The organism is Psychrobacter sp. CAM01, from assembly GCF_032842965.1.
In the GTDB taxonomy this organism is placed as follows: domain Bacteria; phylum Pseudomonadota; class Gammaproteobacteria; order Pseudomonadales; family Moraxellaceae; genus Psychrobacter; species Psychrobacter celer.
This window is the reverse complement of record NZ_JAWJBL010000002.1, coordinates 1-24,143: the sequence shown is the minus strand read 5'-3', so window position 1 is coordinate 24,143 and position 24,143 is coordinate 1. Positions and strand designations below refer to the sequence as shown.

The 24,143-nt window shown below is 48.2% G+C and carries 17 protein-coding genes and 1 rRNA gene; 5 read left to right on the top strand and 13 right to left on the bottom strand.

Annotated features, from left to right (window positions below; all coding sequences use genetic code 11):
• Positions 1 to 5: 5 nt before the first annotated feature.
• From R0I52_RS01045 to R0I52_RS01020, 6 genes are all read right to left on the bottom strand, one after another.
• Complete coding sequence (locus tag R0I52_RS01045; RefSeq protein ID WP_317052788.1) at positions 6 to 1,034, bottom strand: methionine synthase; 1,029 nt, start codon at positions 1,032 to 1,034, stop codon at positions 6 to 8.
• 87 nt (positions 1,035 to 1,121) lie between these two features.
• A complete protein-coding gene (locus R0I52_RS01040) occupies positions 1,122 to 2,159 on the bottom strand; it encodes a DUF1852 domain-containing protein (RefSeq protein ID WP_317052787.1) in 1,038 nt (345 codons plus the stop codon).
• A 357-nt stretch (positions 2,160 to 2,516) separates the two neighbouring features.
• Positions 2,517 to 5,615 carry an efflux RND transporter permease subunit gene (locus R0I52_RS01035; RefSeq protein ID WP_317052786.1) on the bottom strand — a complete coding sequence of 1,033 codons (3,099 nt, stop codon included), beginning with the start codon at positions 5,613 to 5,615 and terminating at the stop codon, positions 2,517 to 2,519.
• The gene (locus tag R0I52_RS01030) at positions 5,612 to 6,910 is read right to left on the bottom strand and encodes an efflux RND transporter periplasmic adaptor subunit (protein WP_317052785.1); all 1,299 of its coding nucleotides are present in this window, start codon (positions 6,908 to 6,910) and stop codon (positions 5,612 to 5,614) included. Before R0I52_RS01030 ends, R0I52_RS01035 begins: the two co-directional genes overlap by 4 nt.
• Before the next feature lie 210 nt (positions 6,911 to 7,120).
• Positions 7,121 to 9,436: an ATP-dependent DNA helicase RecG gene (recG, locus tag R0I52_RS01025; protein ID WP_317052784.1), complete on the bottom strand. Its 2,316-nt coding sequence runs from the start codon at positions 9,434 to 9,436 to the stop codon at positions 7,121 to 7,123.
• A gap of 426 nt (positions 9,437 to 9,862) precedes the next feature.
• Positions 9,863 to 10,450 (bottom strand): hypothetical protein, encoded by a 588-nt coding sequence (locus R0I52_RS01020; protein WP_075102501.1) that lies wholly within the window; start codon positions 10,448 to 10,450, stop codon positions 9,863 to 9,865.
• A 376-nt stretch (positions 10,451 to 10,826) separates the two neighbouring features.
• Between R0I52_RS01020 and argA the strand changes: the two genes are divergently transcribed.
• Positions 10,827 to 12,149, top strand: coding sequence for an amino-acid N-acetyltransferase (gene argA / locus R0I52_RS01015; RefSeq protein WP_075102463.1), 1,323 nt, complete (start codon positions 10,827 to 10,829; stop codon positions 12,147 to 12,149).
• Between the two features lie 252 nt (positions 12,150 to 12,401).
• On the opposite strand, the gene R0I52_RS01010 is transcribed toward argA, so the two are convergent.
• On the bottom strand, positions 12,402 to 13,133 hold the full coding sequence (locus tag R0I52_RS01010) for an FKBP-type peptidyl-prolyl cis-trans isomerase (RefSeq protein WP_317052783.1): 732 nt from the start codon (positions 13,131 to 13,133) through the stop codon (positions 12,402 to 12,404).
• A gap of 461 nt (positions 13,134 to 13,594) precedes the next feature.
• Here R0I52_RS01010 and R0I52_RS01005 point away from each other — a divergent pair, with 461 nt between their 5' ends.
• Positions 13,595 to 15,313, top strand: a complete 1,719-nt coding sequence (locus R0I52_RS01005) for a mechanosensitive ion channel (RefSeq protein ID WP_317052782.1) — start codon at positions 13,595 to 13,597, stop codon at positions 15,311 to 15,313.
• Between the two features lie 139 nt (positions 15,314 to 15,452).
• Here the strand turns inward: R0I52_RS01005 and R0I52_RS01000 are convergent, their stop codons facing one another.
• On the bottom strand, positions 15,453 to 16,952 hold the full coding sequence (locus R0I52_RS01000) for a hypothetical protein (RefSeq protein WP_317052781.1): 1,500 nt from the start codon (positions 16,950 to 16,952) through the stop codon (positions 15,453 to 15,455).
• A 296-nt stretch (positions 16,953 to 17,248) separates the two neighbouring features.
• Between R0I52_RS01000 and R0I52_RS00995 the strand changes: the two genes are divergently transcribed.
• On the top strand, positions 17,249 to 18,031 hold the full coding sequence (locus R0I52_RS00995; protein ID WP_317052780.1) for an SDR family oxidoreductase: 783 nt from the start codon (positions 17,249 to 17,251) through the stop codon (positions 18,029 to 18,031).
• Between the two features lie 172 nt (positions 18,032 to 18,203).
• On the opposite strand, the gene R0I52_RS00990 is transcribed toward R0I52_RS00995, so the two are convergent.
• From R0I52_RS00990 to R0I52_RS00980, 3 genes are all read right to left on the bottom strand, one after another.
• Positions 18,204 to 18,899, bottom strand: coding sequence for a lysophospholipid acyltransferase family protein (locus R0I52_RS00990; RefSeq protein WP_317052779.1), 696 nt, complete (start codon positions 18,897 to 18,899; stop codon positions 18,204 to 18,206).
• A gap of 129 nt (positions 18,900 to 19,028) precedes the next feature.
• Positions 19,029 to 20,915 (bottom strand): DNA topoisomerase IV subunit B, encoded by a 1,887-nt coding sequence (parE, locus tag R0I52_RS00985; protein ID WP_317052778.1) that lies wholly within the window; start codon positions 20,913 to 20,915, stop codon positions 19,029 to 19,031.
• A 110-nt stretch (positions 20,916 to 21,025) separates the two neighbouring features.
• Entirely contained in the window at positions 21,026 to 21,676 is a 651-nt protein-coding gene (locus tag R0I52_RS00980) for a YqiA/YcfP family alpha/beta fold hydrolase (protein WP_317052777.1), read from the bottom strand.
• Between the two features lie 190 nt (positions 21,677 to 21,866).
• On the opposite strand from R0I52_RS00980, the gene R0I52_RS00975 reads away from it, so the two are divergent.
• Together R0I52_RS00975 and R0I52_RS00970 are read left to right on the top strand one after the other, a co-directional pair.
• Positions 21,867 to 22,127: a DUF1289 domain-containing protein gene (locus R0I52_RS00975; RefSeq protein WP_317052776.1), complete on the top strand. Its 261-nt coding sequence runs from the start codon at positions 21,867 to 21,869 to the stop codon at positions 22,125 to 22,127.
• A 132-nt stretch (positions 22,128 to 22,259) separates the two neighbouring features.
• Positions 22,260 to 23,153 (top strand): pirin family protein, encoded by an 894-nt coding sequence (locus R0I52_RS00970; protein ID WP_317052775.1) that lies wholly within the window; start codon positions 22,260 to 22,262, stop codon positions 23,151 to 23,153.
• Between the two features lie 199 nt (positions 23,154 to 23,352).
• Here the strand turns inward: R0I52_RS00970 and R0I52_RS00965 are convergent, their stop codons facing one another.
• On the bottom strand, positions 23,353 to 23,907 hold the full coding sequence (locus tag R0I52_RS00965) for a hypothetical protein (protein ID WP_317052774.1): 555 nt from the start codon (positions 23,905 to 23,907) through the stop codon (positions 23,353 to 23,355).
• Between the two features lie 145 nt (positions 23,908 to 24,052).
• Positions 24,053 to 24,143: ribosomal RNA gene (gene rrf, locus R0I52_RS00960) — 5S ribosomal RNA — on the bottom strand; the annotation flags it as partial.

The window sequence follows — 24,143 nt, the reverse complement described above, 5'->3', positions numbered from 1 at the left end:
AGGCGTTAAGCGCCCAGCTCTTTACGCACGATTGCCGCGCCCGCGCTCAATGCACTTAATTTACCGCGTGCAACGCCGCGAGATAATGGTGCCATGCCGCAGTTGGTGGACGGATACAGCTTGTCTGCATCGACAAACTGCAAGGCCTTGCGTAGTATCTCTGCCACCGCTTCAGGCGTCTCGATACTATCGCTCGCCACATCGATGGCACCGACCATTACTTTTTTACCGCGGATTAGTTCAATCAGATCCATCGGGACGTGCGAGTTTTGGCACTCAAGCGAGACAATATCTATGCTCGACTGTTGCAGCTTTGGAAAGGCCTGCTCATACTGACGCCACTCTGAGCCCAGTGTCTTTTTCCAGTCGTTATTGGCTTTGATGCCATAACCATAACAAATATGCACCGCTGTTTCACACTTTAGGCCTTCGATAGCACGCTCCAACGTAGCGATGCCCCAATCATTGACGTCATCAAAAAACACGTTAAACGCAGGCTCATCGAATTGAATGATATCCACGCCAGCTGCTTCTAACTCTCGGGCTTCTTGATTTAAGATTTTAGCAAACTCCCACGCCAGTTTTTCACGGCTTTTATAATGACCATCATATAAAGTATCAATCATGGTCATCGGGCCGGGTAATGCCCATTTGATCGGCTGGTCGGTTTGACTGCGTAAAAATTTTGCATCATCTACAAACACAGGCTTTGAGCGGCTAACACTGCCCACTACCGACGGCACGCTGGCCTCATAGCGATTACGAATTTTGACCGTTTCACGATTGGTAAAATCCACACCCTCAAGATGCTCGATAAAGGTCGTGACAAAATGCTGACGAGTCTGCTCGCCGTCACTCACGATATCAATGCCTGCCTGTATTTGCTCCTGCAATAATACCCGTAGCGCGTCTTGCTTGGCCTCTAGCAGTTCATCGCCTGCTAGCTTCCAAGGTGACCACAGTTTCTCAGGCTCAGCCAGCCATACAGGTTTTGGCAAGCTGCCAGCAGTAGAAGTTGGTAATAATATATCCATGGCTTGTCTCTTTTTACTGTGATAGTTTTTACTATGTTTGGTTGTCTAATAAACGACAGATAACTGCCTGACAGGTCACCGATACCATCATGCTGCTTGTCTTTTTGCCGCTGTTTGTTTTAGCGCTGGCGGTTGCACTGGGTAGTTTGTCGCCCATTCCTCTAATATGGCTTGATACGGCTGGATAAAGGCCTCTTGGGTAAACCTGCCTTGTGTCACCGCCAACTGGCTACGCTCCTCGCGGTCATAGACTATTTGCGTGAGTGAATAGTCTTGATAGTTTAGGCTTGGCTGGTACACCTGAGCGGCCGCAGCGTTGGCATTATAAATCTCTGGGCGATAGATCTTTTGAAACGTCTCCATAGTGCTAATGGCACTGATAAGCTCAAGGTCGGTATAATCACTGAGCAAATCACCGGCAAAATAAAACGCCAAAGGCGCCGCACTACCCTCAGGCATAAAGTAGCGAACACTTAAGCCCATTTTAAAAAAGTACTCATCGGTCAATGACCCTTTGTTCAATGAGCCGCCGTCTTGTCTGTACTCAGTCCCCAAGACAGGATGCTGGTTGCCCGTACGATAATAAGTCTTGCTGGTCGACACACTCAGACAAATGACAGGCTGCTTGTTAAATCTTGCGTGGTAAGCATCTGAGTTCAACAAATGCTGAAACAGCTTGCCGTGCAAGTCGCCAAAATCCTCTGGCGGCGGGCACTCAGGGTTTTGAGCGAAATGCGCTGGCAAGACAACACTAAAATCATAATCACGGACATAAGAAGAAAAACTGTTGCCAATCATGCCATCGATACGGGTGTTTTCTTTGTGATCGATGATGGTGGTTTGCAATGTCTCGATGACAGGGAAGGTATTGCCATTGCCTTCCACGTCCAAGTCTGCCGAGATGATGTCGACTTCTACTGAGTAACGGTCGGCATGAGGGTTGTCCCAATGCGCCAAGGCATTAAAACGATTGTTTATCATGGTGAGTGTTTTGCGTAGGTTTTCTTGACGGCTAGCACCGCGCGCCAAGTTGGCAAAGTTGGTCGTCAAACGCGTGCTATCAGCTGGCTGATAGTTTTCATCAAAGCGAATACTTGAGATGGAGTAGGTAAATGGTTTAGTCATGATAATTGGCTACCTTTATTTTTTGATATGAATCCAGGGTCTGTATGAGATAAATCATACCCAATCTATTACATGAATAAAAACGAGGTTATTTAAATATAAGATGAATTTAATTCATCTACGTAGGTTAAGTAAGCGGCTAAGAGAGGTCAATCACTGGTACCCTCAGCTCAATTGTCTTGCTCATCTCTAGGCCGTGTTGAATATTCACGAATAGGCACTGCTGATGACTAAAATGGCTCCAGCCAAGGCGCAAAGCGATGATAATGAAATGCCTTAGCTAGATTTGTAATGCAGGATGGGCAATGTTAGCCTCAGCTTAGAGAGTGGATTGAGCAAAGCACTGCTTTTCCTTATTTAAGTGTGATTATCAGTACTCGACTGCGGCTTGCCACTTGGCGTCAACCATTTGGCAAACCATCCCGATAGATCATCCATCAATGTATATACCACCGGAATCACTACCAAGCTCAATAGTGTCGAGGTGACAAGGCCGCCCAATACAGCTGCGGCCATCGGGCGACGGAACGTCGGATCGGCATCGCCCCACCCAAATACCAAAGGCAGCATCCCTGCGCCCATGGCGATGGTCGTCATGATAATTGGGCGCGCACGCTTGCGACAAGCATCAATGATGGCATCAAAACGAGCCAAGCCGCGGCGCTGAGCGATTAAGGCATAATCCACCAATAAGATAGAGTTTTTGGTGGCGATACCCATGAGCATAATAAAGCCAATCATCGATGGCATCGACAAGCTACTATTGGTAATGACCAAGCCGACAAACGCACCACCAATCGAAAGCGGCAACGCCATCAGGATGGTAAAGGGCTGCAATATACGGCCGAATAATAAGATCAGCACACCCAAAATACAGACCACACCGACCGACATGGCGATGACAAAGCCACTAAACAGCTCTGCCATGTTTTCTGCCTGACCTTGGTCAATGATGGTAATCGATGGCGGCAGCGTCTGCATCGCTGGTACCGACTTGACCGCTTGTACCAAGTCGCCAAGCTCGCCATCAGAAGGCTGCACAGTAATACTAATGGCGCGCTCGCGATCGAGCCGGTTGATCTGGGCCGGGCCTGTCCCAAAGTTTAGATCGGCCACTTCGCCCACGCGTACCCCTTGCCCTGCAGGCAGTGCACTTGGCACGTATAGGCCTTCTAATTGGCTGACGTTTTGTTTGGCGACATCAGGCAGTCGCACCACAATAGGAATCTGCCGAGTATCGAGATTAAGCTTAGATAAGCGCTGCTCATAGTCGCCGACCGTCGCCACTCGTAGCGTGGTGGCGATATCTTGCGTGGTGACGCCTTTATCTGCCATCGCCAGTCTGTCAGGCATGACCGTAAGCTCTTGCCGCGGCAGGCTACGGTCACTGGTCACTGCGCCGGCGCTGGGCAGTGCTCGGATTTCAGTCATAATCTGCTGGGCGGTCTGCGCTAGCACCTCTGGATTGGTACTGGTCAAAGAAAAGTTGTAGCCCGTCTCGCCGCCGCTCGATAGACCAACGGTAAAGCGTGCGCCAGGTACCTCCGCGAGCAGATGACTGATTTTGCGCTCAATCTCTTGCTTAGAGATACGCTCTGCCCGCGGCGCAAGGACGATATCTAGCCCTGCGAGATTTTCGGCTTTGCCGCCAGAGCTGGGCTCCATAGCAGCTTGCGCCTCCCCTACCGAGGTAAAGATATTGGTCACTTCAGGCATGGCCAAGATACGCTCACTGGCCATCGCTGCCACGCGCTCGGTATCTTCGAGCGCCACATCTGGCGTCAGCTCAATCTCAACGCGCGTCTGATCGATATCATTGTCAGGAATAAAGGAGGTCGGTAGCAACTTCACCAAAGCCAACGACGCCACAAACAATACTAAAGTCGCTCCCATCGTTACCCAACGACGGCGCAAGGTCCATGCAACCACTTTAAGATACCAATCCATCAGCGCGCTTTGTTTTTCCACGCGCTTTTTTTCTGGTCGCAGTACGTAAGCTGCCATCATCGGCGTGATCAGTCGCGCTACCATCAAGGACGCAAATATCGACAAAGCCGCTGTCCAGCCAAACTGACGGAAAAACTGCCCAACAATACCGCCCATAAAAGCCGTCGGCAAAAACACAGCAATCAAGGTAAAGGTAGTAGCAACGACTGCCAGACCAATCTCATCAGCCGCTTCCATCGCCGCCTCATAAGGCGTCTTACCCATACGCAGATGACGAATGATGTTTTCGACCTCTACAATGGCATCATCGACCAACACCCCAATCACCAATGACAATGCCAATAAGGAAATAATATTGAGACTAAAGCCAAACAGATACATGCCCAAAAAGGTAGGAATAACGGACAATGGCAACGCCACAGCTGCGACAATGGTCGCACGGATATTGCGCAAAAATAAAAACACCACCACGACGGCCAATAGTCCGCCTTCTATCAGCATACGCAGTGATGCTTGATAATCCTCGGCGATAGGCGTGGCACGATCATAGACTTTTTCGATACTGATATTGCCCGTATCGGCCGCCAGTTTGGCAAGCTCGGCATCGACACGCTCCATGACCTCGACCTCACTGGCACCGCGCGAGCGGGTGATGTTAAACGCCACCACCGTCTGCCCATCGAGCTTAGCAATCGAACTTGGGTCAGCAGCACCATCGGTGATTTGCGCCATACGTCCAAGCGCTTGCGTGCCACCAGTCGGCACGGCCACTTGTAGGTCGTTTAAGTCGCTTGCGCGCTCGACCGCCCCAAGCACGCGAATGGTTTGGGTGGTTTTACCGACCTCGGCTTCACCGCCTGAGCTGTCCTGCTGAATCCCAGCGATTTGCTGCGATAGCTGAGAGATAGGAAAATTTAAACCACTGAGCGCAATCGGGTCTGCTGCCACGGTGATCTCACGCTGCAGGCCACCGATACGGCCAACGGTACTGACACCAGGGATGTCTGATAAACGCTTGGTGACCGTATCATCAACGAACCAAGACAGATCTGCCACATTCATGTTTTCTGCGGCGACAGAATAAGTCACCACCGGAAACCCTGCCGTTGAGACCTTCGTGATAATCGGATCATTGGCCGCGGCTGGCAGATCCCCTCGCACCTCACCGACGGCTGAGCGCACATCATCGACCGCTTCTTGGATGTCTTTTTCTAGGACAAACTCAGTGACCATGGTGGCAGCACCGGTTTGCAAAGTGGTGCGAATATGCTTGACACCTTCGATACTGGTCAGCTTGTTTTCGACTTTTTTGGCAATGTCGTTTTCGAGCTGGGTAGGTGCCGCGCCAGGCAGGGTGACGGTCACCACCACGGCAGGCAAATCAATGTCAGGGAACTGTTGCACCTTCATTTGCATAAAGCCATAAATACCGCCCAACGTTAGCAGTACAAACAGCAGAATAGCGACCAACGGATTTTTAATCGAATAAGCAGATACATTTAGGCTCATGAACGCGCCTGCGAGGCTGTGTCAGCATTATCATCGTATTGATTAAGACCATCGACGATGCGCACCAAGTCGCCATCATTTAAAAAACTACCGCCTTGCTTGACAATTTGACTGTCGCTCGGCAATGGCTCAGTGACCGCCACACTATCGCCGAGGCGCTCACCCAAACTCACACGCTGCTGCTTAATACGGCCTACTTTTTGCGCTGCGTGGTCGGTGCGGATTTGTGTGACCATCATCACATAGTCATAACCATCATTGCTGACCACCGCACTGTTAGGAATGGTTTGGGTGTTGCTGCTACCCAATAAAAACTCGCCCGTTTGATACATGCCAGCGCGTACTTTCGCGTTGGCCGCTAAGCTAGCATAGATGGTGATTTGACGATTATTGTCCGCTGTCGGCGCGATGCGACTGACTTTCCCCATTACAGAGTCGCCTCCTGGCAGGCTGACACGCACAGGCGTGCCAATACTGACTTCCTCAACAAGCTTTGGATCGATATCTGCGCGCCATTCTAATACCCCACCTTTTATGATGGTAAATAGCGGTTCGCCGCCTGCGACCATGCCGACCTCCACCATTTTGTCACTGACGACGCCGCTGACTGGCGCGACGACCTTAGCATTATCCAAGGTCAAACGCTGACTGTTTAGCCGCGCTTTTGCCGCCTGCAAAGACGCTCTAGCACGCACCTCAGAGGTGCGATAGCGATCGGCTTCTTGCCTACTAATAGCATCGATGTCTATCAAGGGTAGGACTCGTGCGGCGTCGGCACTGGCATTGGCAAGGGTGGCTTCGGCTTCAGCCACGTCAGCTTCGGCTTGCAACACCTGCTGCTCCATCGCATCGGTATCAAACACCGCCAGCACTTGGCCTGCTTTGACGCGATCGCCCTCCTCCACCAAGACACGCTCGACAGCCACGCCATTGACTTTGGCACTGACATTGGCCGTGTCTTTGGCACTAATCGTACCGTCGGCGCTCAAGGTATTGCCAATCGTATCTTGGCTGGGCATTACTGTCTCAACCGATAGCACCGCCTGCGCGTCACTGGCCGCCTTACCCCCTACCTCATTGCTTGACGCGTTAGGCGCAGTGGGAGTATCCGCCGCCGTCTTATCAGCGCCCCAATATCTCCCCAACAAGACACCTAATACCAGTACCACCACCAGTACCGGCCACAGCCATAAAGGCGGTTTTGCTGAAACAGCTGCGGGCGTACTGGGCTGACGGTACGGCGGTAGCTCTGTCTCATTTACGGGTTTTGGGTGCGTCTTGTCAGAATCATTCATGGGTAGTCTCTATCAATACAAGCCATCATAAGATAAAACAGGGCGAGCAATGATGATTGCGCTACTTACTCATAACCTACTGTTTTTTAGTATAGTAATTTATAAAACCATTAAGAATAACATAATTTTGTTATTCTCTTATTGCTCGCTGTCTTAAAGCCTTCAGCTGTAAAGGCCTCAGTCTAAAATGCTTCATGCGACTCAAGCAGCTCAAGCATTGGTATAACGGCTGGCCTCCGGCATCCAGCGGTGTATCAGCTGACTGACATCGGCTTTGCGCGCGGGATCTGCAATTAGATGCTTGGCCAAACGCTGCGCAATCGCAAATAACTGCTCATCGCGAATCAAATCAGCCAAATAATAGCCGACATTGCCTGTTTGTCGTTTGCCCAGTAGCTCACCTGGTCCGCGCAGCTCCAAGTCTTTTTGGGCAATGACAAAACCATCGGTGCTATCTCGCAGCACATTTAGCCGCTCAGTGCCCGTCTCTGATAAAGGCTTTTGATACAGTAGGACGCAAAAGCTCTTGGTAGAGCCACGTCCAACGCGGCCGCGCAACTGATGCAGCTGCGATAGACCCAGACGTTCGGCATTTTCGATGACCATCAGCGAGGCATTGGGCACATCGACGCCGACTTCGATGACAGTGGTGGCAATCAATAAATCAAGATTGCCTGCTTTAAACTCCTGCATGATGGCTTGCTTATCAGCAGCTTTCATTTTGCCATGCACCAGCCCGATACGAATATCTAAGCGTGCACTTAAATCTTCAAACGTCGCTTCTGCCGCTTGCGCATCGAGCACGCTCGACTCCTCTACCAACGAGCATACCCAATACGCCTGACTCCCTGCAGCACAGTTCACCGCAATACGCTCAATCACTTCATCACGGCGATTCCGGTCAATCGTCACGGTGGTGATGGGCGTGCGTCCCGGTGGCAGCTCATCGATAATAGAGGTATCCATATCACCATAGACACTCATCGCCAGCGTACGCGGAATAGGAGTCGCGGTCATGATCAGCTGATGCGGCGTACTGCCTGCTACGCCTTTATTAGTGAGCGCCATGCGCTGCTCGACACCGAAACGATGCTGCTCATCGATAATGACCAAGCCCAGTTTGGCAAATTGCACTTGCTCCTGAAACAGCGCATGAGTACCGACCACCACTTGCACGGTGTTTTCACTTACCGCCTCTAGTGCTTCGCGGCGCTGCTTGGCGGTTTGCTTGCCTGCCAGCCAGCCCACACCGATGCCTAATGGCTCAAACCACTGTTTAAAGTTTAACAGATGCTGCTCTGCTAAAATCTCAGTCGGTGCCATGACGGCCACCTGCCAGCCACTATCGAGCGCATAGCCCGCCGCGCCTGCGGCGACTAATGTCTTGCCAGCGCCCACATCGCCCTGCACCAGCCTGAGCATGGGGATCGACGTTGCCATATCTGTGGTAATGTCTGTGAGCACGCGCCGCTGCGCACCGGTCAAATCAAACGGCAACGCGGCAAACAGCTTGTCAGCCAAAGGGCTGTGAGTGGCACATTTAGGCGCTTTGTACTGATGCAACTGCTGGCGACGATATAGCAAACTTAACTGATGGGCGGTCAGCTCCTCAATGATAAGGCGCTGACACGCCGCGTGGCTACGAGCGCTGAGCTGAGTCAGCAGCTGATATTGCTGTCTGGCATCGCTATAAGTGGGCGGGGTATGCAGCAAAACCAATGCCTCAAATATCGTCAAGTTATAGACATTGTTATTGGCCGTACTAGCTGCACTGCTGGACTCATCGGCACCATGAGCTAGAGTATGATCTGGCACACGCCGCGCAAGCGTTGAAAATATATCGTCTGGATAGTCCATCTCTGCGGTCACTGCCGGTTTTGGCGCAAAAGGCACCAACGGCAAATCTGCCACCACCGCAAAATCCGCTGGCGTAAATAGCGTCATCGGCAGACCTTGGCTGCGCACCGTCTGTAGTGCCAGCTTAATCAAGGTGCGCAATTTGTTTTGATGTAGGCCTTTGACAGTAGGATAAATTGGCTGCAGACCGGTATTGGTGATGGCAGTACTATCAGTTAGCACCTGATATTCAGGATGGTGCATCTGCTTGCCATAGCGACTGACTTTGACCTCACCAAACAGTTGTAGCCGCGCACCCACACTCATGGTCTGAGCAAGACCACGATAGACCTTAAAAAATCGCAGAGAAATCGTGCCTGTATCGTCATCGACAATGACGGTCATGCCATTTCGTTTGGTATCGACATGCACCACACGTCCCGTAATCAACGCCGCTTGCCCGTGCTCCACGTCAGCGATGGCCACCAAGCGACTACGATCTTCATAATCACGCGGCAGATGGAGCAGCAGATCAAATATCCGCTTGATATTCAACTGCGCCAACTGCGCAGCGACCTTTGTCCCAACACCCGCCAGCGCTGTCACTGGCATATCTAATGGCGAGACTGCGCCTGCTGGCCGTGCAGGTGCGGTAAAATGACTGAGGGACTGATTGGCGGATGTGGTCATCGAAGATCCTAACAATTTTTTATTTCCATCGACAAAAGCAAGTATTATCATCACACTATAAATCACTGGCTGATTTTATTATAACTGACAACACCATCGATTATGCCAAGCGATTTGATAACACGGTATCTAGCAGTCGACCCCCTCTAACAATGACATAGCGCTACTGGTATAAACTTTACTTGCGTACTGCGTGCCTTCGATTCAGTCGCGTGCTTAAACAGATAACCACTTTATTTTGAACGGACTAGGGCGTGTCGTGCGCACGTGCTGCAAAGATGCCTAATACGATAAAAGCACCACAATTGATACATTGCAGTGCTTTTTATTCATTTATCTATAGTTAATACACTATAAAAATGACTGTATAAATAATGTGATGCCATGACTTAACGAGCAGTCATATCATCATCGCCGGCTACGAGGCTACTTGACGCGTGCGCGGTATTTTACTGCCACGGTGTCATTGAGACCGACGCCCTGCAAATCCCAGCGTACGGCTTTGTAATGCTTGAGATCGACATCGACCAGTTGATTGTCTACGCGAGTACGCAGCGGCATACGTGCAAAGGTGTTGCCATCGACACTGCCGTATGGAAAATCAGGCGCTACTGTACGCAGCAGCTCGACCTGCTCAGGTATGGTCATGGTCACGGTCATCTTACGCACGCGGTCAGCGTTGGTATTGGTAAAGTATCCTTGATACTCCAGCACGTTGCCTGACTGCAAGCGGGTATTGGCATTGACTGGTACCAGCACTTCTTCGCCATTGGCATCGACACTAACCAAAGAGGCAGTAATTTTACTAGTGACTGCTTGAGCGCTTGAGTTACCGGCGTTGCTAGTACTTGTTTGTACCGCAGCTGAAGCGTCTACCGTCTGTTCTGGCGTTGGCAACATGGCCGAGGCTTGCGTGACGACCATTGCGCCGATAAGCGTACCGGCAACAACGTGAAATAAGCGATGTCCGCTCCATGCGCTAAATGGACTGGCAAAGTGATTGGTTTTTTTCATGATGTTCATTATCCCTCGTTGATATATCGATAAAACGCCGCGATACCGCTTCACTATCGGTATGACGCTCGCTCATCTTTTGATACGCGCGTGGCTCTCCGGCATTTGGCAGTATATTTGCGTGCCAAAGGCGGCGTTTATTTTTCTTGATTATCTTCGTTCGCGGTCTGTAAAGCAATAGCGTTTAGCATAGCAAAAACCCTATGGCTGTACATAAGCCCCGTGTTGCGGTTGTGTATATAGTGCATCGGCTCTGAAAATGATGAACACCACTGAAATAAAAGATGGCTCATAACGGCGTTTTTTGCTATGGTAATTCTTTAGCGATCGGCTTGTTTGCCGCGCCTTTCTTATTCTAACCACTACTGCCCCTATTATGACTACTAGCGCCATGCCACAGATCAATCCTGAATACGTTCATTGGTTTCGCAACTCAGCCCCTTACATCAATACGCATCGCGGCAAAACGTTCGTGATTATGTTTGGTGGTGAAGCGGTCAACCACCCAAATTTTAGCACTCTAATCCATGACTTTGCCTTACTCCATAGCTTAGGTATCAAGCTGGTGCTGGTGCATGGCTCTAGGCCACAAATCGAAAAAAACTTAAAAGACGCCGCCATCACCTCGCCCCTGCATCAAGATATTCGTGTCACGCCGCGAGAAGCGATGCCTGCCATCTTACAGGCGGTCGGTGCCATCCGCCTACAGATCGAAGCGCAGCTATCGATGGGCTTGGCCAACTCGCCCATGTACGGCTCTCGTATCGATGCAATTTCAGGCAACTTTGTCACAGCGCGCCCTTATGGCGTCCGTGATGGCGTCGACTACCAAATGACAGGCGAAGTACGCTCGATCGATGTTGAAGCCATCAAAAACAATCTGCTTCACGACCATATCGTGATATTGGGCTCGATGGGCTACTCAGCGACAGGCGAAGTGTTTAATTTGCTCGCCGAAGACGTGGCGCTTAGCACCGCAGTGAGCTTGGGTGCCGATAAGCTTATTTTCTTAGGAGAAGAAGCCGGCATCAATGACAACGACCGCTTGCTACGAGAGATGATTCCAAACGAAGTCGATCGCTTCTTACGCGACCGTGACCTAAACTGTGAGATCAATTATTTCTTACACTGTGCCAGTGTGGCTTGCCGTCAAGGTGTCCATCGCACGCACATCATCTCATACGCCAAAAACGGCGCGCTCCTCGAAGAGCTGTTCACCCGTGATGGCTCTGGTACCCTGATCAGCCACGACCCTTATGAAGAAATCCGCCACGCCAACATCGATGACGTGGTCGGCCTGCTCGAGCTTTTGACGCCACTTGAGGAGCAAGGTATCTTGGTGGCTCGCTCGCGTGAGCGCCTCGAGCAAGAAATCGACAACTACAGCGTCATCGAGCGTGATGGCATGATTTTAGGCTGCGCCGCTTTATACCCACTCGATGACGACTCAGCAGAGGTCGCTTGTGTCGCCGTCCATGCCGAATACCGTAACGGCAGCCGCGGCAATGATTTGCTGGCGTTTATTGAGCAGCAAGCACGTAGCCATGGCCTACACAAGCTCTTTGTCTTGACGACTCGCACCGCCCATTGGTTTGTCGAGCACGGTTTTGCCGAAGTCGATGCCAGCGCCCTGCCCGCTGCGCGCCGCGAAAAATACAACAACGGTCGTAACTCTAAGGTCTTTCAAAAAACCTTATAATCTAGGCAGGCTTTAGTCAATCGCCGCGCCAAACCAAAAAAGCCCTCATTTATAAATGAGGGCTTTTTTATCAACGCTAAAAATCGGTAGGGTAGCTTTTCATTTGGTCACTGATACTTTCTCAATGTCACTCTGTAAATGGCACTTTATAAGGGATGCCTTATAAATGACACCCGATAGAAGCAGTCGCGCACAGATATCAGTCTGTCAATGCCAGATATAACACTAAAAGCGATGAGTGCCCCTAATGCATTATTTTACGTTTAATAGCTCAACCGTAAAGATAAGCGTGCTGTTTGGCTCGATACCCGCGTTACCCGCTTCACCATACGCGATGTCAGATGGGATATAAAACTCGTATTTGCCGCCCTCTTTCATCAGTTGTAGACCTTCTGTCCAGCCCGCGATGACTTGATTGAGTGGGAACTCAATTGGCTCGCCGCGCTCGTATGAGCTATCAAATACTGTACCGTCGATCAGCTTACCTTCGTAATTGACTTCGACCACATCAGTGGCTTTTGGTGATTTGCCTGTACCTGATTCGATGACCTTATACTGCAGACCAGAAGAGGTTTCTTTTACGCCTTCTTTCTTAGCGTTTTCTGCTAAAAATGCTTCGCCTGCCGCTTTATTTTCTGTGGCTTTGGCTTCCATGTCTTTAACAAACTTTTCTTCTTGCTCTTTTTGATAATCCATCAAGACTTGTTGCATCTGCTCTTGGGTCAGTGCTGAGTCATTGCCTTCATAGCCATCACGAAAGCCTTGCTCAAAAGTATCAAGATTCAGATCACCGACCGCTTCTTTGTTACCTTCGGCCATCATATAACCCAAGCTATAGCCTACTTTTTCGTTCGCCGAGCTTTGCTCAGTGATTGAGATGCTTTGCGCCGCGGTTTCTTGATTGCCGTTATTGGTGCTACAGCCTGTAACTAACAACATAGCGCTAGCAAGTGCACCAACGCTTAAGGTAGTGATTTTTTTCATAAAGTACTCTCAAATTGTAAGAATAGTGGCAAGATGTCACATGCTCCTATGATAGCAAATCTTAGTTTTAGGAGCCATGTTTGGCAAAAAATTATCGGGCGAATGTACAGTCTGTGTTAATATTTACTGTCACGATAACAAGTTATCACACAAATACAGTAACACGTTAAGCTTTCTATCTTTAAATCCCCTAATACATCAGCTAAGCTGAATGAGTTCAGGTGATAAGTAACCGAGTGTAACTCTTTATCATGGATGATACGACATTGGTAGTACAGCAGTTGGTACAAGATAAGCCGATGTTTTTTCGATGAATTTTTACACTTAAAAATTATAATATCACCGCATAACTGATTTAAAAAAAACTATTTATCATAACCATCTATGTTGGTTTCGCTCGCTGATAGCAGTACCTAGCCTATCATTCGGCGGCTTTTATATGATGATTAAAGGAGGATAAGATGAATCCAATGTTTGCGTCTTTTAACGGTTATCTGGGTGGGCCTATTGGTTCCATCATTGGGGCCATTTTGATATTTATTATTGGTTGGCTTGTCGCACTGGGTATCGCGGCTTTGGTTCGCAATGTACTGTCTAAAGTGAATCTCAACCAACGCATGAATTCTTCAACCGGCAAAACCTACGATTTAGAAGGCATCATCTCTAAAATCGTATTTTGGTTTATCTTTATCATCGCCATTTCTGGAGCGTTGAACCAATTGAATCTAAACTCCATTTCGACACCATTTGCCAATATGGTCAATCAAGTGCTGGCCTTTATCCCTAATCTGATCGGCGCTATCGCTGTTGGAGTAATCGGTTGGGTCGTCGCCACTGTGGCGCGTACTGCTATCAACGCCGCCCTTGCTAAAACCTCGATGGATGAGCGTCTAAGCGCACAAGCAGGCGTAAAACCCATGAGCAGCACGATCGCCGATATGGTTTATTGGTTCATCTTATTGGTGGTATTGACCATGGTACTCGGTCAATTAGAGCTTGATGGCTTGTTTGCGCCATTGACCAACATGGTTGATAAAATCTTTAGTTTCATCCCTAACATCATCATTGCTGGCGTGGTGTTTGTCGTCGGCTATATCATTGCAAAAGTGGTGCGCGGTATCGTCACCAATTTTGTGTCTACCTTTAATATACAAGAGCTGGCCTCAAAAGCTGGCTTGAGCGAAAAAAACAGCCTGCCGAATATTGCAGGGTCTTTGGCATTTTTAGTGGTGATTATCCCGACGATTATCGCGGCATTAAACGCTTTAAAAATCGAAGTAATTGCACGCCCAGCGACCAATATGCTAAACAAAATCATGGAAGCGTTGCCAAACATCTTTATGGCAGCGGCTATCTTAGTGGTGACGTTTTATGTGGTGCGTATGGTCGCCAATATCATCAAAGGTTTGATTGAAAACACAGAGATCAATCAGATACCTGCCAAGGTTGGTCTACAAGAAACCATGGGTGATAAGAAGGTCTCTGATCTTGTCGGTTATGCCATTGTCTTTTTTGCCATGTTGTTTGCTGCTATCGCTGCCGCTGATTTATTAGGCTTTGAGCCAATCTCAGCCATCATCGCGATGTTTATCGCCTTTGGTGCCAATATTATCTTGGGCGCGATTATTCTGTTCATCGGCTTTTGGCTTGCCAACATCATCGCTGGTGTGGTGGAGCGCTCTGAGCAAGGCTCACAGTTCTTAGCAAACATCGTGCGTGTCTTAATCATGGGTCTCGTACTTGCTATGGGTCTAAAAGCGATGGGTATTGCTGACTCTATCGTCAACCTAGCCTTTGGTCTGACACTAGGCGCAGTTGCCGTGGCCTTTGCTCTCTCGTTCGGTCTTGGTGGTCAAGAAGCAGCCGCCCGCTTCTTACGCAAGATGCAAGACAAAATGGATAAAGAGCAAGATGAAGCTCAAGCCAAGTCTACGCTACAGCCGAGTGCATCAACTCGTGAGAAATTTGCTGACGCTGTCCGCGAAAACACCCCATCAGCGGCAACGAAGACCACTGATACTCACACTGATGTCATTGATACCACTCGCGTCGATACCGATACTATCGACACCGCTGATATCGATAACGATGTTACCGATGGTAGTATCACTGATGAAGATATCGACAATAACAACTTGCTACCAGGTAGCGGTCTAAACGACGATATCAATAATAAATAATTTGCTCTCGAAATATGTATTTTTGAGATAAATTCATCAGTTGTATGCTCGCTTAAACCAAAGAAAAAGACAGCTTAGGCTGTCTTTTTTTTATGGGCATAAATGTGTGTTTTATACCTACCAATCGCTATCGATAGTGCTATTTATTGCTCTTACGAGCAGGAATGGTGAGATTCAAGTGAACTTGCGGTAGTGCATCTGCTGAATGGCCGTTATCCGCAGAAGTGCCTGCCACTGGCACTTTATATTTTGACAATTTCGGTTTTGGCACTTTTTGCTGTTGCAGCTGTTGTATCTGCTTGGTGAGTTGGCGCTCACGCTGAGTCATGGTCGCAACGGGTTGAATCCACAAATCAATATCGATAAAGGTTTCTTGCCCTTCATCGATAAACTCCACCCCCAAGATAATGACATGATGCAGCGCTGCTATCGGTAAGCGTGTGGCCACATCTTGAGCAATTTTTGCCAAGTTTGGCTGAATGGCTTGTTTGCTATGCTGCCCTTCCCGATTTTGACCATAAAATATCAGCACATAATGCCGACCCAGACTCTCATACGAGTGCTGATGTACCACGTAACCGGCGCTTTTTAGGTTGTCTGGTTGCTTTGGATGTCGGTATAAAGTGCGCACCAGCTCGTGACGAGAAAACAAAGACTCGTCGAGTAGCTGCTGCTGCCAATATAAAAAATCGACCTCTGAGGACATTTGAGCGCTATTGCTCAGTCGCTCATCACGGCACATCGCTATCATCTGGTCGCTTAGCTGTGACCATAGTGTGGCAGCTTGTGCCATATGCTGCTGATACATCTGCGCTGTCGCACTTTGGTTTTTGTGCGCCAGTGTCATGGCGATCAACGCCGCATTGGGCGCATCTTGCACGCCCGCTTTTATAAGGGCATTATCAATGGTGATGGCATGAGTAAATACAGACGGGCTGTACAAAAACTGAGTGACCAAATCTGCCACCCTCTCAAAATGTGCGTGCTGATCGCTAAGGGACTGCTGAAGCTGCTGTAAATGATGGCGCAAAAACCGCCATAGCTCACAAGGCGTCTGTAGCGTTGATGACAGCTCCTGCCAGTCAGCGTGACTGAAGATTTGTAACGGCCGCGGCTCACCACTCATATCGATGACCAAATCTTCCATAAAATAAGCAGTATCAAAATAATGCGTCAGGCGATTTGCTAAGCGCTGTTTCGGTGAGAGTGTCGGTATATCAGCGCTCATCTCTGTCTCATCAAAAAAGACGATATCAAAGATCAATATATCGCGGCGGCTTTTCTTGTCATGATTTTGAGTATCGCTTTGATCATCGCTTTGACCGTTATCGCTTCGATCATGCTTATGTTGATTGTCATTGCTATCCACGACGCAAGAAGTCTTATACCATGCCAGCACCGCCTTTAGCGTCGCCGTTCGCGCCCCCTCAATAGCCTTCGCGCTACTATGCCTTGGTAGATACAGTGTCAGATCCAGCCGTTGCAATAGCCCCAGCGGCAGCTGATAGCAGGATTGCCGAGCGTCATAGTAGGCGTTATATTGATGCGTCACGGCTTGCATATCGCCAACGCTTACGCCTACCGCGGCGCCCTGCAGATAGCAAGCCAGATCCTCGGTTAGGTCAGTCAAATCAGCCACCGTTTCAACCTTTTATGATTATGGCGTGCTCAACACGCCCTAATATTATGAAAAATTAAACGACATAAGCATTATGAGACACAGTCGCTTTCACCGCAATGAGTTGTTATGATGATATCAGCACAGCAGCGCTTACGTGCGTCTTTATATAGTTTAGGGATTTGACGAGACGAGCCAGACGCGACTCGATGCAGCTGATGGTCTTTTATCCCCTCAGCATCTGTCATATCTGACACCTCAGGGATACTCGGCTCACATCGCCCATGATTGTCATATAATAACAAGGATTGAATACCATGAAACGCTTTAAAGAAAAAACCGTCATCGTCACAGGCGCAGGCTCAGGTATTGGCCGGGCGACTGCTATTCGTTTTGCCCAAGAAGGTGCCAATGTCGTCTTGGTCGGTCGTACTGCTGAAACCTTAGAAGAGACTGCAAAAGAGTTTCCACAAGACCGTACGTGGATTCATACCGATAACTATCTGACCATCACTTGTGATATCAGCATACAAAGCCAAGTACAAGAGATGATCAAACGCGCCGTCGATAAGTTCGAACAAATTGATATTTTAGTCAATAACGCTGGCAAAGCCATGCAAGGAAAAATTACTGACTTGGCAGCCGAAGACTGGCGAGCTGCCATCGATGTCAATCTAAATGGTACGTTTTATGTCTCGCAAGCCGCCATGCCGCATCTGATTGCGACCAAGGGCAACATCGTCAATGTCTCCTCGCTCTCAGGGGTCGGCGGCGACTGGAACATGGCCGCTTATAACGCTGCCAAAGCCGGAGTGACCAACCTCACCCGCACGCTAGCCTTAGACCATGGGCCAGATGGCGTGCGGGTCAATGCGGTCAATCCCAGCGTTACCAAAACTGACATGAGCAGCGCCATTCAAAACAACGACAATAAAACCAATAAATTTTTGGCGCGCTGTCCACTCGGCCGCTTAGCGACACCAAACGATATTGCCGCCGCCATTACTTTTTTGGCCAGTCACGACGCGGCGATGATCACGGGGGTAAACTTACCCGTCGATGGCGGCGTCAGTGCCTCAAACGGCCAGCCGCAGTTTTGATCCAGCCATCAATCAAACACCATCAAACCTCATAATTACTGTTACCTCGCTCGCTAATAGCCAGCGCTTCTTGTCTTTTTCATAAAAAACAGCCCTTGATATCATCAGATATCAGGGGCTGGTTATATATAAAACCTCAAAGCCTGTGCGGCGTATAAAAAACCCATAGCGCTTAATCTGTCGCGCGATTGATGTCTTGCAGAGGCTGCGACAAGCGCTCAGGATGTCTGGGCACCACCCCTTTATACTGCGCATAAATTTTTGGCAAATCAGCATCGATATCGCCACTCGGATAAATGGGCGACATAAAACGTATCTCTTTGGTTTTATAATCCATCGCCACTGGCAATATAGGCACGCCGGCACCCATTGCCAAGTAATAAAATCCCGACTTCCAGCCTTTGGTGTACTGGCGCGTGCCCTCTGGTGCCAAACCCAAAAACAGCGGCTGACCGGTTTTAAACTTATCGATACTCGCTTGTAGTACCGAGCCTTTGTTGCCCCGATCAATCGGAATCACGCCTATCCAATTTAACAACTGGGCAAAGACAGGTGCTTTAAACAAAGTATGTTTGCCCAAAATACTGATCTTAAGATCCAGCGCAAATAGGCTTGGAATGGCATAAATACCATCGACATTTGAAGTATGAGGCAGTGCCAATACCACCGCTTGTGCGATATTGGGCACCTCGCCGACTGTACGCCAGCCAGCTGCTTTGAGTAAGGCAGAAGCAAGGACAGGCGCAAACTTATTGCCCCGTCTTGGTACCAAATCACCCAGATTTTTTTTGCTAAGTTTTGGTAATGCTTTGACTCGTGCAGACTCAGAGCGGCCCGATTTAGCACGATTAAATAACGTTGATGTCATGACGGCACCATATAATTAAAGATAGCCATATCATAACATTAAGCTTATCGGGCGAGATTATCTTTTATACTTTTATTGCATAGGCGCTCGGCAGACACTGGCGCATGGGCGAGCGAGCGATGACATACATCACGGTATGTCTGCTAAATTACCTTTATTCTCTAACCACGACTTGCGATCGGCAGCGCGTTTTTTGGCCAGTAGCATATCCATCACGCCGTTGGTCAGTATCATATCATCCATATCCAGCTGCACCAGACGCCGTGTATCGCGGTTCATGGTGGTCTCACGTAACTGCTCAGCGCTCATCTCACCGAGCCCCTTAAAGCGAGTGATTTGCGCTTTTTTATTCCCCGGTACGCCCGCTAAAATATGCTCAAGCTCAGACTCATCTAGCGCGTAATGCACCTCTTTACCAATGTCAACTCGATACAGCGGCGGCATCGCGACAAATAAATGCCCGGTATCCACCAGTGCTGGGAAATGTTTGACAAACAGCGCACAGATAAGCGTGGCAATATGTAGGCCATCAGAGTCGGCATCGGCGAGGATACATATCTTGTCATAACGCAGCTCAGAGAGATCATCTGAGGCAGGGTCAACACCGATAGCGATGGCGATATCATGAATCTCTTGGCTCGACAGCACCGTATCTGATGACACTTCCCATGTATTTAGAATCTTACCACGCAGCGGCAATATCGCTTGATAATGTCGATCGCGTGCTTGCTTGGCACTGCCGCCCGCAGAGTCGCCTTCAACCAAAAACAGCTCTGCCCCATCACGCAGATCGCCGCGACAATCGGCAAGCTTACCTGGTAGCGCAGGCCCTTGGGAGATTTTTTTACGGGCGACCTTTTTGGCAGACTTGAGCCGTCGACCAGCTTTATTAATAGCCAGCTCGGCGATTTGAGTGCCTATATCAGCATGCTGATTGAGCCATAGGCTAAAGGCATCTTTTGCAAGGGTCTGCACCGCACCGGCAGCTTCACGGCTCGAGAGACGCTCTTTGGTTTGACCAGAAAACTGCGGCTCAGAAAACTTGAGCGATAGGATATAGTTGACCCCATCCCACACATCTTCTGCCGTCAGCTTCACATTGCGAGGCAGTAGATTATGAATATCGCAAAACTCGCGCAGGGCCTCTAAGATACCAGTACGTAGGCCATTGACATGCGTGCCGCCTTGCGCAGTTGGAATCAGGTTGACATAGCTTTCTTGAATCGGCGTACCACCCTCAGGCAGCCACGATAAAGCAAAGGAAATACCCGCGCGCTCACCGTCTTTTGCCTCATGACTATAATAAAATGGCTCAGGTGGCAGGGTCTCAAGCCCGTCTAGCTGCTCACTGAGGTACTCAACCACCCCATCGGTAAACTGCCAAACGACTTTTTCGTCATTGATATCATCGACAAACTCAATCGTCAGACCAGCGGCCAATACCGCTTTGGCTTTTAGGTTATGCTTGAGCTGTTTGACATTAAATTTCGGCGTATCAAAAAAACTGCCATCGGCCCAAAACTGCACCCGAGTACCGCGTTTGCGTTTGTTGGAGCTGACAGACTTAGTCAACGGCGTCACCGCTGCGCCATTTTCAAACGCCATCGCAAACTGCGTACTATCGCGCCATACCGTCACCTCAACGCGTGTTGATAGCGCATTGACCACAGAGATACCGACACCGTGCAACCCGCCCGACACCTCATAATTGGAGGTCGAAAATTTACCGCCTGCATGTAGACGCGTCAAAATCAGCTCAATACCTGACTGACCAAACTCAGGATGGATATCGGTTGGCATACCGCGGCCATCATCTTCGACCGATAGCGAGCCGTCGCTATGCAGCTGTACTTTGATGGTTTTGGCATACCCTGCCAGCGCTTCATCGACGGAGTTATCGATGACCTCTTGGGCCAAATGGTTGGGACGAGTGGTGTCAGTATACATCCCGGGGCGACGGCGTACCGGCTCCAGCCCTTCTAAAACTTCTAACGATTGCGCATTATATTGACTCACAAATGCATCCTTAACTGTTTATATACGATGAATTCTATACAGCCATTATAACGAAAAATAACGGCATTAAGGTCAATACTCAGTCGCTCACGTCAGATAATGTCGTCTCTTTAAACCAAGCGGCCTTTGACTACTTGCTGTATGACCTCGATGACTTTGGGCAATTGTGTTTTAAAATCACTAAAGCGATGATCGCCGCCTTTTTGCATATCGACCGTCGCTCCTTGCTCCCTATAGAAGTTGGCAGAAAGACTGCTATTAAGTAATTCATCACCCTCTTTGATTAGCGCGACTACTTTTTTAGGATAGTTCAGGCTCGATAGCTGATGGCACGCAAACCACTCTAAATCAGCATTCGTGATGCGCCAACCACCTGAAGTGGTGTATAACACCTCGGATGCTTCGTTCTTCGCACTCTCATCCTTAGTCTCAGCGCTATGCTTAAATCGCTGCAGTGTCTGATGCGGCTGTATACTAGGGTTTAATAAAAGCGCCGGACAGCCGGTATGGTTACTGAGCAACGTAGCAAAATACCCGCCTAATGAGCTACCGACCAAAACCGTATCTTGACCATAAGTGTCTTTGCTCGCCACACTATCGATTAACGACAGCATCTGGTCAAACACTTGGTTTGGCGTCTTATTTAGATCGGGGCGTAACACCTTGATATCAGGATCATACTGGCGGCAATATTCCTCTAATAGCGAGCCTTTTATAGAATTGGCATCACTGTCTAAGCCATGGATATAAATAATATTCACGTATCATCTCACTTATTGGTTTTGTTAAGATGGTTTTATCTCGATAATAAAAACCCAGCATAGCACTGCCGCAAGTAAAACAATAACACTAAAACGGCACACTATTATTCAGTATTTGCGCCATAATAACAGTATCTGACTATACGACGATATAAGTAAAAGGACTAACGACAATAGCAATGGAGCTGCCATGAATCAGCAGTTTGAACTGTTCGAGATTGCCAATCCCTGTATTGGTGTCTGTCAAAGCAATAAAAAAGGCTATTGCTTTGGCTGTCTGCGTAGTCGTACAGAACGTCAGCTATGGCACGAGATGACGACAGAACAGCGCCGTGAAGTACTACGACTGGTCAACGGGCGCAGACAGCGTATCGAGCAGATGCGCCAGCGCAAAAACGAGCAGCTAGGCTTTGATTTTAACGAAGTGGCTGAGACAGGAGAGCTGTTTTAATCAATGGAAAATAGTTAATATGCGTTTAATAACGACTCAAGCTATTATAGATTAACTACATAGTAGCTATTGAATTTTATATCCATATCCTCAAATATATACGAGTAGTCATGAAAAATGTAGGAGAGTACAATGGATAACAGCCTAATAAATAGCGTAAAAGACACCGTCACCCACTCACGTCAAATCGAGCAGCTACACGCTGGGGTAGACACCCAAGATGGTGCTGGTGTTAAATTAACTCGCGTGCTCACGCAGCAGCTGCAACAGCGCCTCGATCCGTATTTAATGCTAGATAACTTTAAAAGCGACAATCCAGATGATTATATCGCTGGGTTCCCCAATCACCCGCATCGCGGTTTTGAGACCATTACCTATATGATTACCGGTCGTATGCGTCACCGTGATAGCGCGGGTAACGAAGGGTTATTGCAAAATGGCGGCGTGCAGTGGATGACAGCGGCTAGTGGTGTGATTCATTCAGAGCTACCGGAACAAGAAGACGGCGCGATGGAAGGCTTTCAGCTGTGGCTCAATCTGCCTGCCAAAGACAAAATGAACGACCCTTGGTATAAAGACTTCCAAAGTGATGATTTACCTAAATACACCACTGAAGATGGCGTAAACGTTACGGTAATCGCAGGTACATCGCACGGCATAGAAGGTGCAGTCACCCGCGAGACCACTGAGCCGACTTATTTAGATATCCATCTACCAGCAGGCACGAGCTTTAGCCAAGTCATTCCAGCCGATCATAATGCCTTTGCTTTTGTATATCGCGGTACGCTAGATATTGAAGGCGAAATCGTACCGACGAAGAACATGGCTATCTTGAAAAATGACGAAGATGCCGATGGCGTGACTATTACAGCGGATAGTGAAGAAGACACCAAAGTGATCTTAATCACGGGTCGCCCACTAGATGAGCCGATTGTGCAATACGGTCCGTTTGTGATGAACAGTCAGCAAGAAATTATGCAAGCTGTCACTGACTTCCAAAGTGGTAAATTTGGTGAAGGGGCTTAGTTGATAGCCTAATTTGTTGAATACTCTACTGAATATTAAAGCCCGTATTAGTTTGCTAATATGGGCTTTTTTGTGGTGAAGTTTTACTTTAGTTGCCTGCTCTCTCTTACATTGGGACACCTCAAGATTCTATATAAACTTCTATCACACATTAATCCTTTCAAGTAATTAATCTGAACTTAAGGTTTTATACCTAAAATTAAATGCCTGATATCTTTTTAATAAATTTATGAATGATATGCTGTAGATCCTGTTGTGCTGACCATTGAAGCTCATAAGCTTCGAACATATTTATAGCATTAAAATTAAATTTATCTATAATTTTTTGCTCAGTTTCTTGATAGTCTTCAATTGCTTCAATTAACTTTGAATTAAGTAATGGCTTATAGACGTTTAATGATTCTGAAATTGTTTTTTGAAATTTATTACAAGTATTTGTAGCATCAATATTGCAAGTATCATCAGGTATACCCTGCATTTCATTAAATGCTTGGTCTGTTAACTTAGAAGAAGTTTCAATAGCATCAGCAACGGCATGAGATAAATTAAGCAAGCTACCTTTATTTATTTCCCAAACTCGGTCACGTTTTTGCTTCTGAACACTGTCAAAATGAATCACTGTTGCTACAACCGTTGCAGTAGCGATAACCATATTAAGAGTAAGCTCATGGTCGAAATGAAATTTAGAATTAAAAGCTAAGTAGCCTACAGTAACAATTACACCTAAGATAATACCGAAAACGACCTGAACCATGATTAAAACTCTCTATTACTTTATTCATTTAGCCAGTAGTTTAGCAATTAAACTTCAATAGGTAGATTAGATTTTTAACATTCGATTTATCAGCTACAAAAAAAAGCCCCCACAACAATGTTGTGGGGGCTTTTAGGGTATAGAGAGCTGACGATGACCTACTCTCACATGGCCGGAGCCACACTACCATTGGCGCAACGATGTTTCACTTCTGAGTTCGGGAAGGGATCAGGTGG

Bases quoted from the DNA above. Each gene is read 5' to 3' on its own strand.
- R0I52_RS00975 (WP_317052776.1), top strand. From the start codon at position 21,867: ATGAATCAGCAGTTTGAACTGTTCGAGATTGCCAATCCCTGTATTGGT.
- R0I52_RS00995 (WP_317052780.1), top strand. From the start codon at position 17,249: ATGAAACGCTTTAAAGAAAAAACCGTCATCGTCACAGGCGCAGGCTCA.
- R0I52_RS01035 (WP_317052786.1), bottom strand. From the start codon at position 5,615: ATGAGCCTAAATGTATCTGCTTATTCGATTAAAAATCCGTTGGTCGCT.
- argA (WP_075102463.1), top strand. From the start codon at position 10,827: ATGACTACTAGCGCCATGCCACAGATCAATCCTGAATACGTTCATTGG.
- R0I52_RS00990 (WP_317052779.1), bottom strand. From the start codon at position 18,899: ATGACATCAACGTTATTTAATCGTGCTAAATCGGGCCGCTCTGAGTCT.
- R0I52_RS01005 (WP_317052782.1), top strand. From the start codon at position 13,595: ATGAATCCAATGTTTGCGTCTTTTAACGGTTATCTGGGTGGGCCTATT.
- recG (WP_317052784.1), bottom strand. From the start codon at position 9,436: ATGACCACATCCGCCAATCAGTCCCTCAGTCATTTTACCGCACCTGCA.
- R0I52_RS01040 (WP_317052787.1), bottom strand. From the start codon at position 2,159: ATGACTAAACCATTTACCTACTCCATCTCAAGTATTCGCTTTGATGAA.
- R0I52_RS00970 (WP_317052775.1), top strand. From the start codon at position 22,260: ATGGATAACAGCCTAATAAATAGCGTAAAAGACACCGTCACCCACTCA.
- R0I52_RS01010 (WP_317052783.1), bottom strand. From the start codon at position 13,133: ATGAAAAAAATCACTACCTTAAGCGTTGGTGCACTTGCTAGCGCTATG.
- R0I52_RS01045 (WP_317052788.1), bottom strand. From the start codon at position 1,034: ATGGATATATTATTACCAACTTCTACTGCTGGCAGCTTGCCAAAACCT.
- R0I52_RS01020 (WP_075102501.1), bottom strand. From the start codon at position 10,450: ATGAAAAAAACCAATCACTTTGCCAGTCCATTTAGCGCATGGAGCGGA.
- R0I52_RS01030 (WP_317052785.1), bottom strand. From the start codon at position 6,910: ATGAATGATTCTGACAAGACGCACCCAAAACCCGTAAATGAGACAGAG.
- R0I52_RS00965 (WP_317052774.1), bottom strand. From the start codon at position 23,907: ATGGTTCAGGTCGTTTTCGGTATTATCTTAGGTGTAATTGTTACTGTA.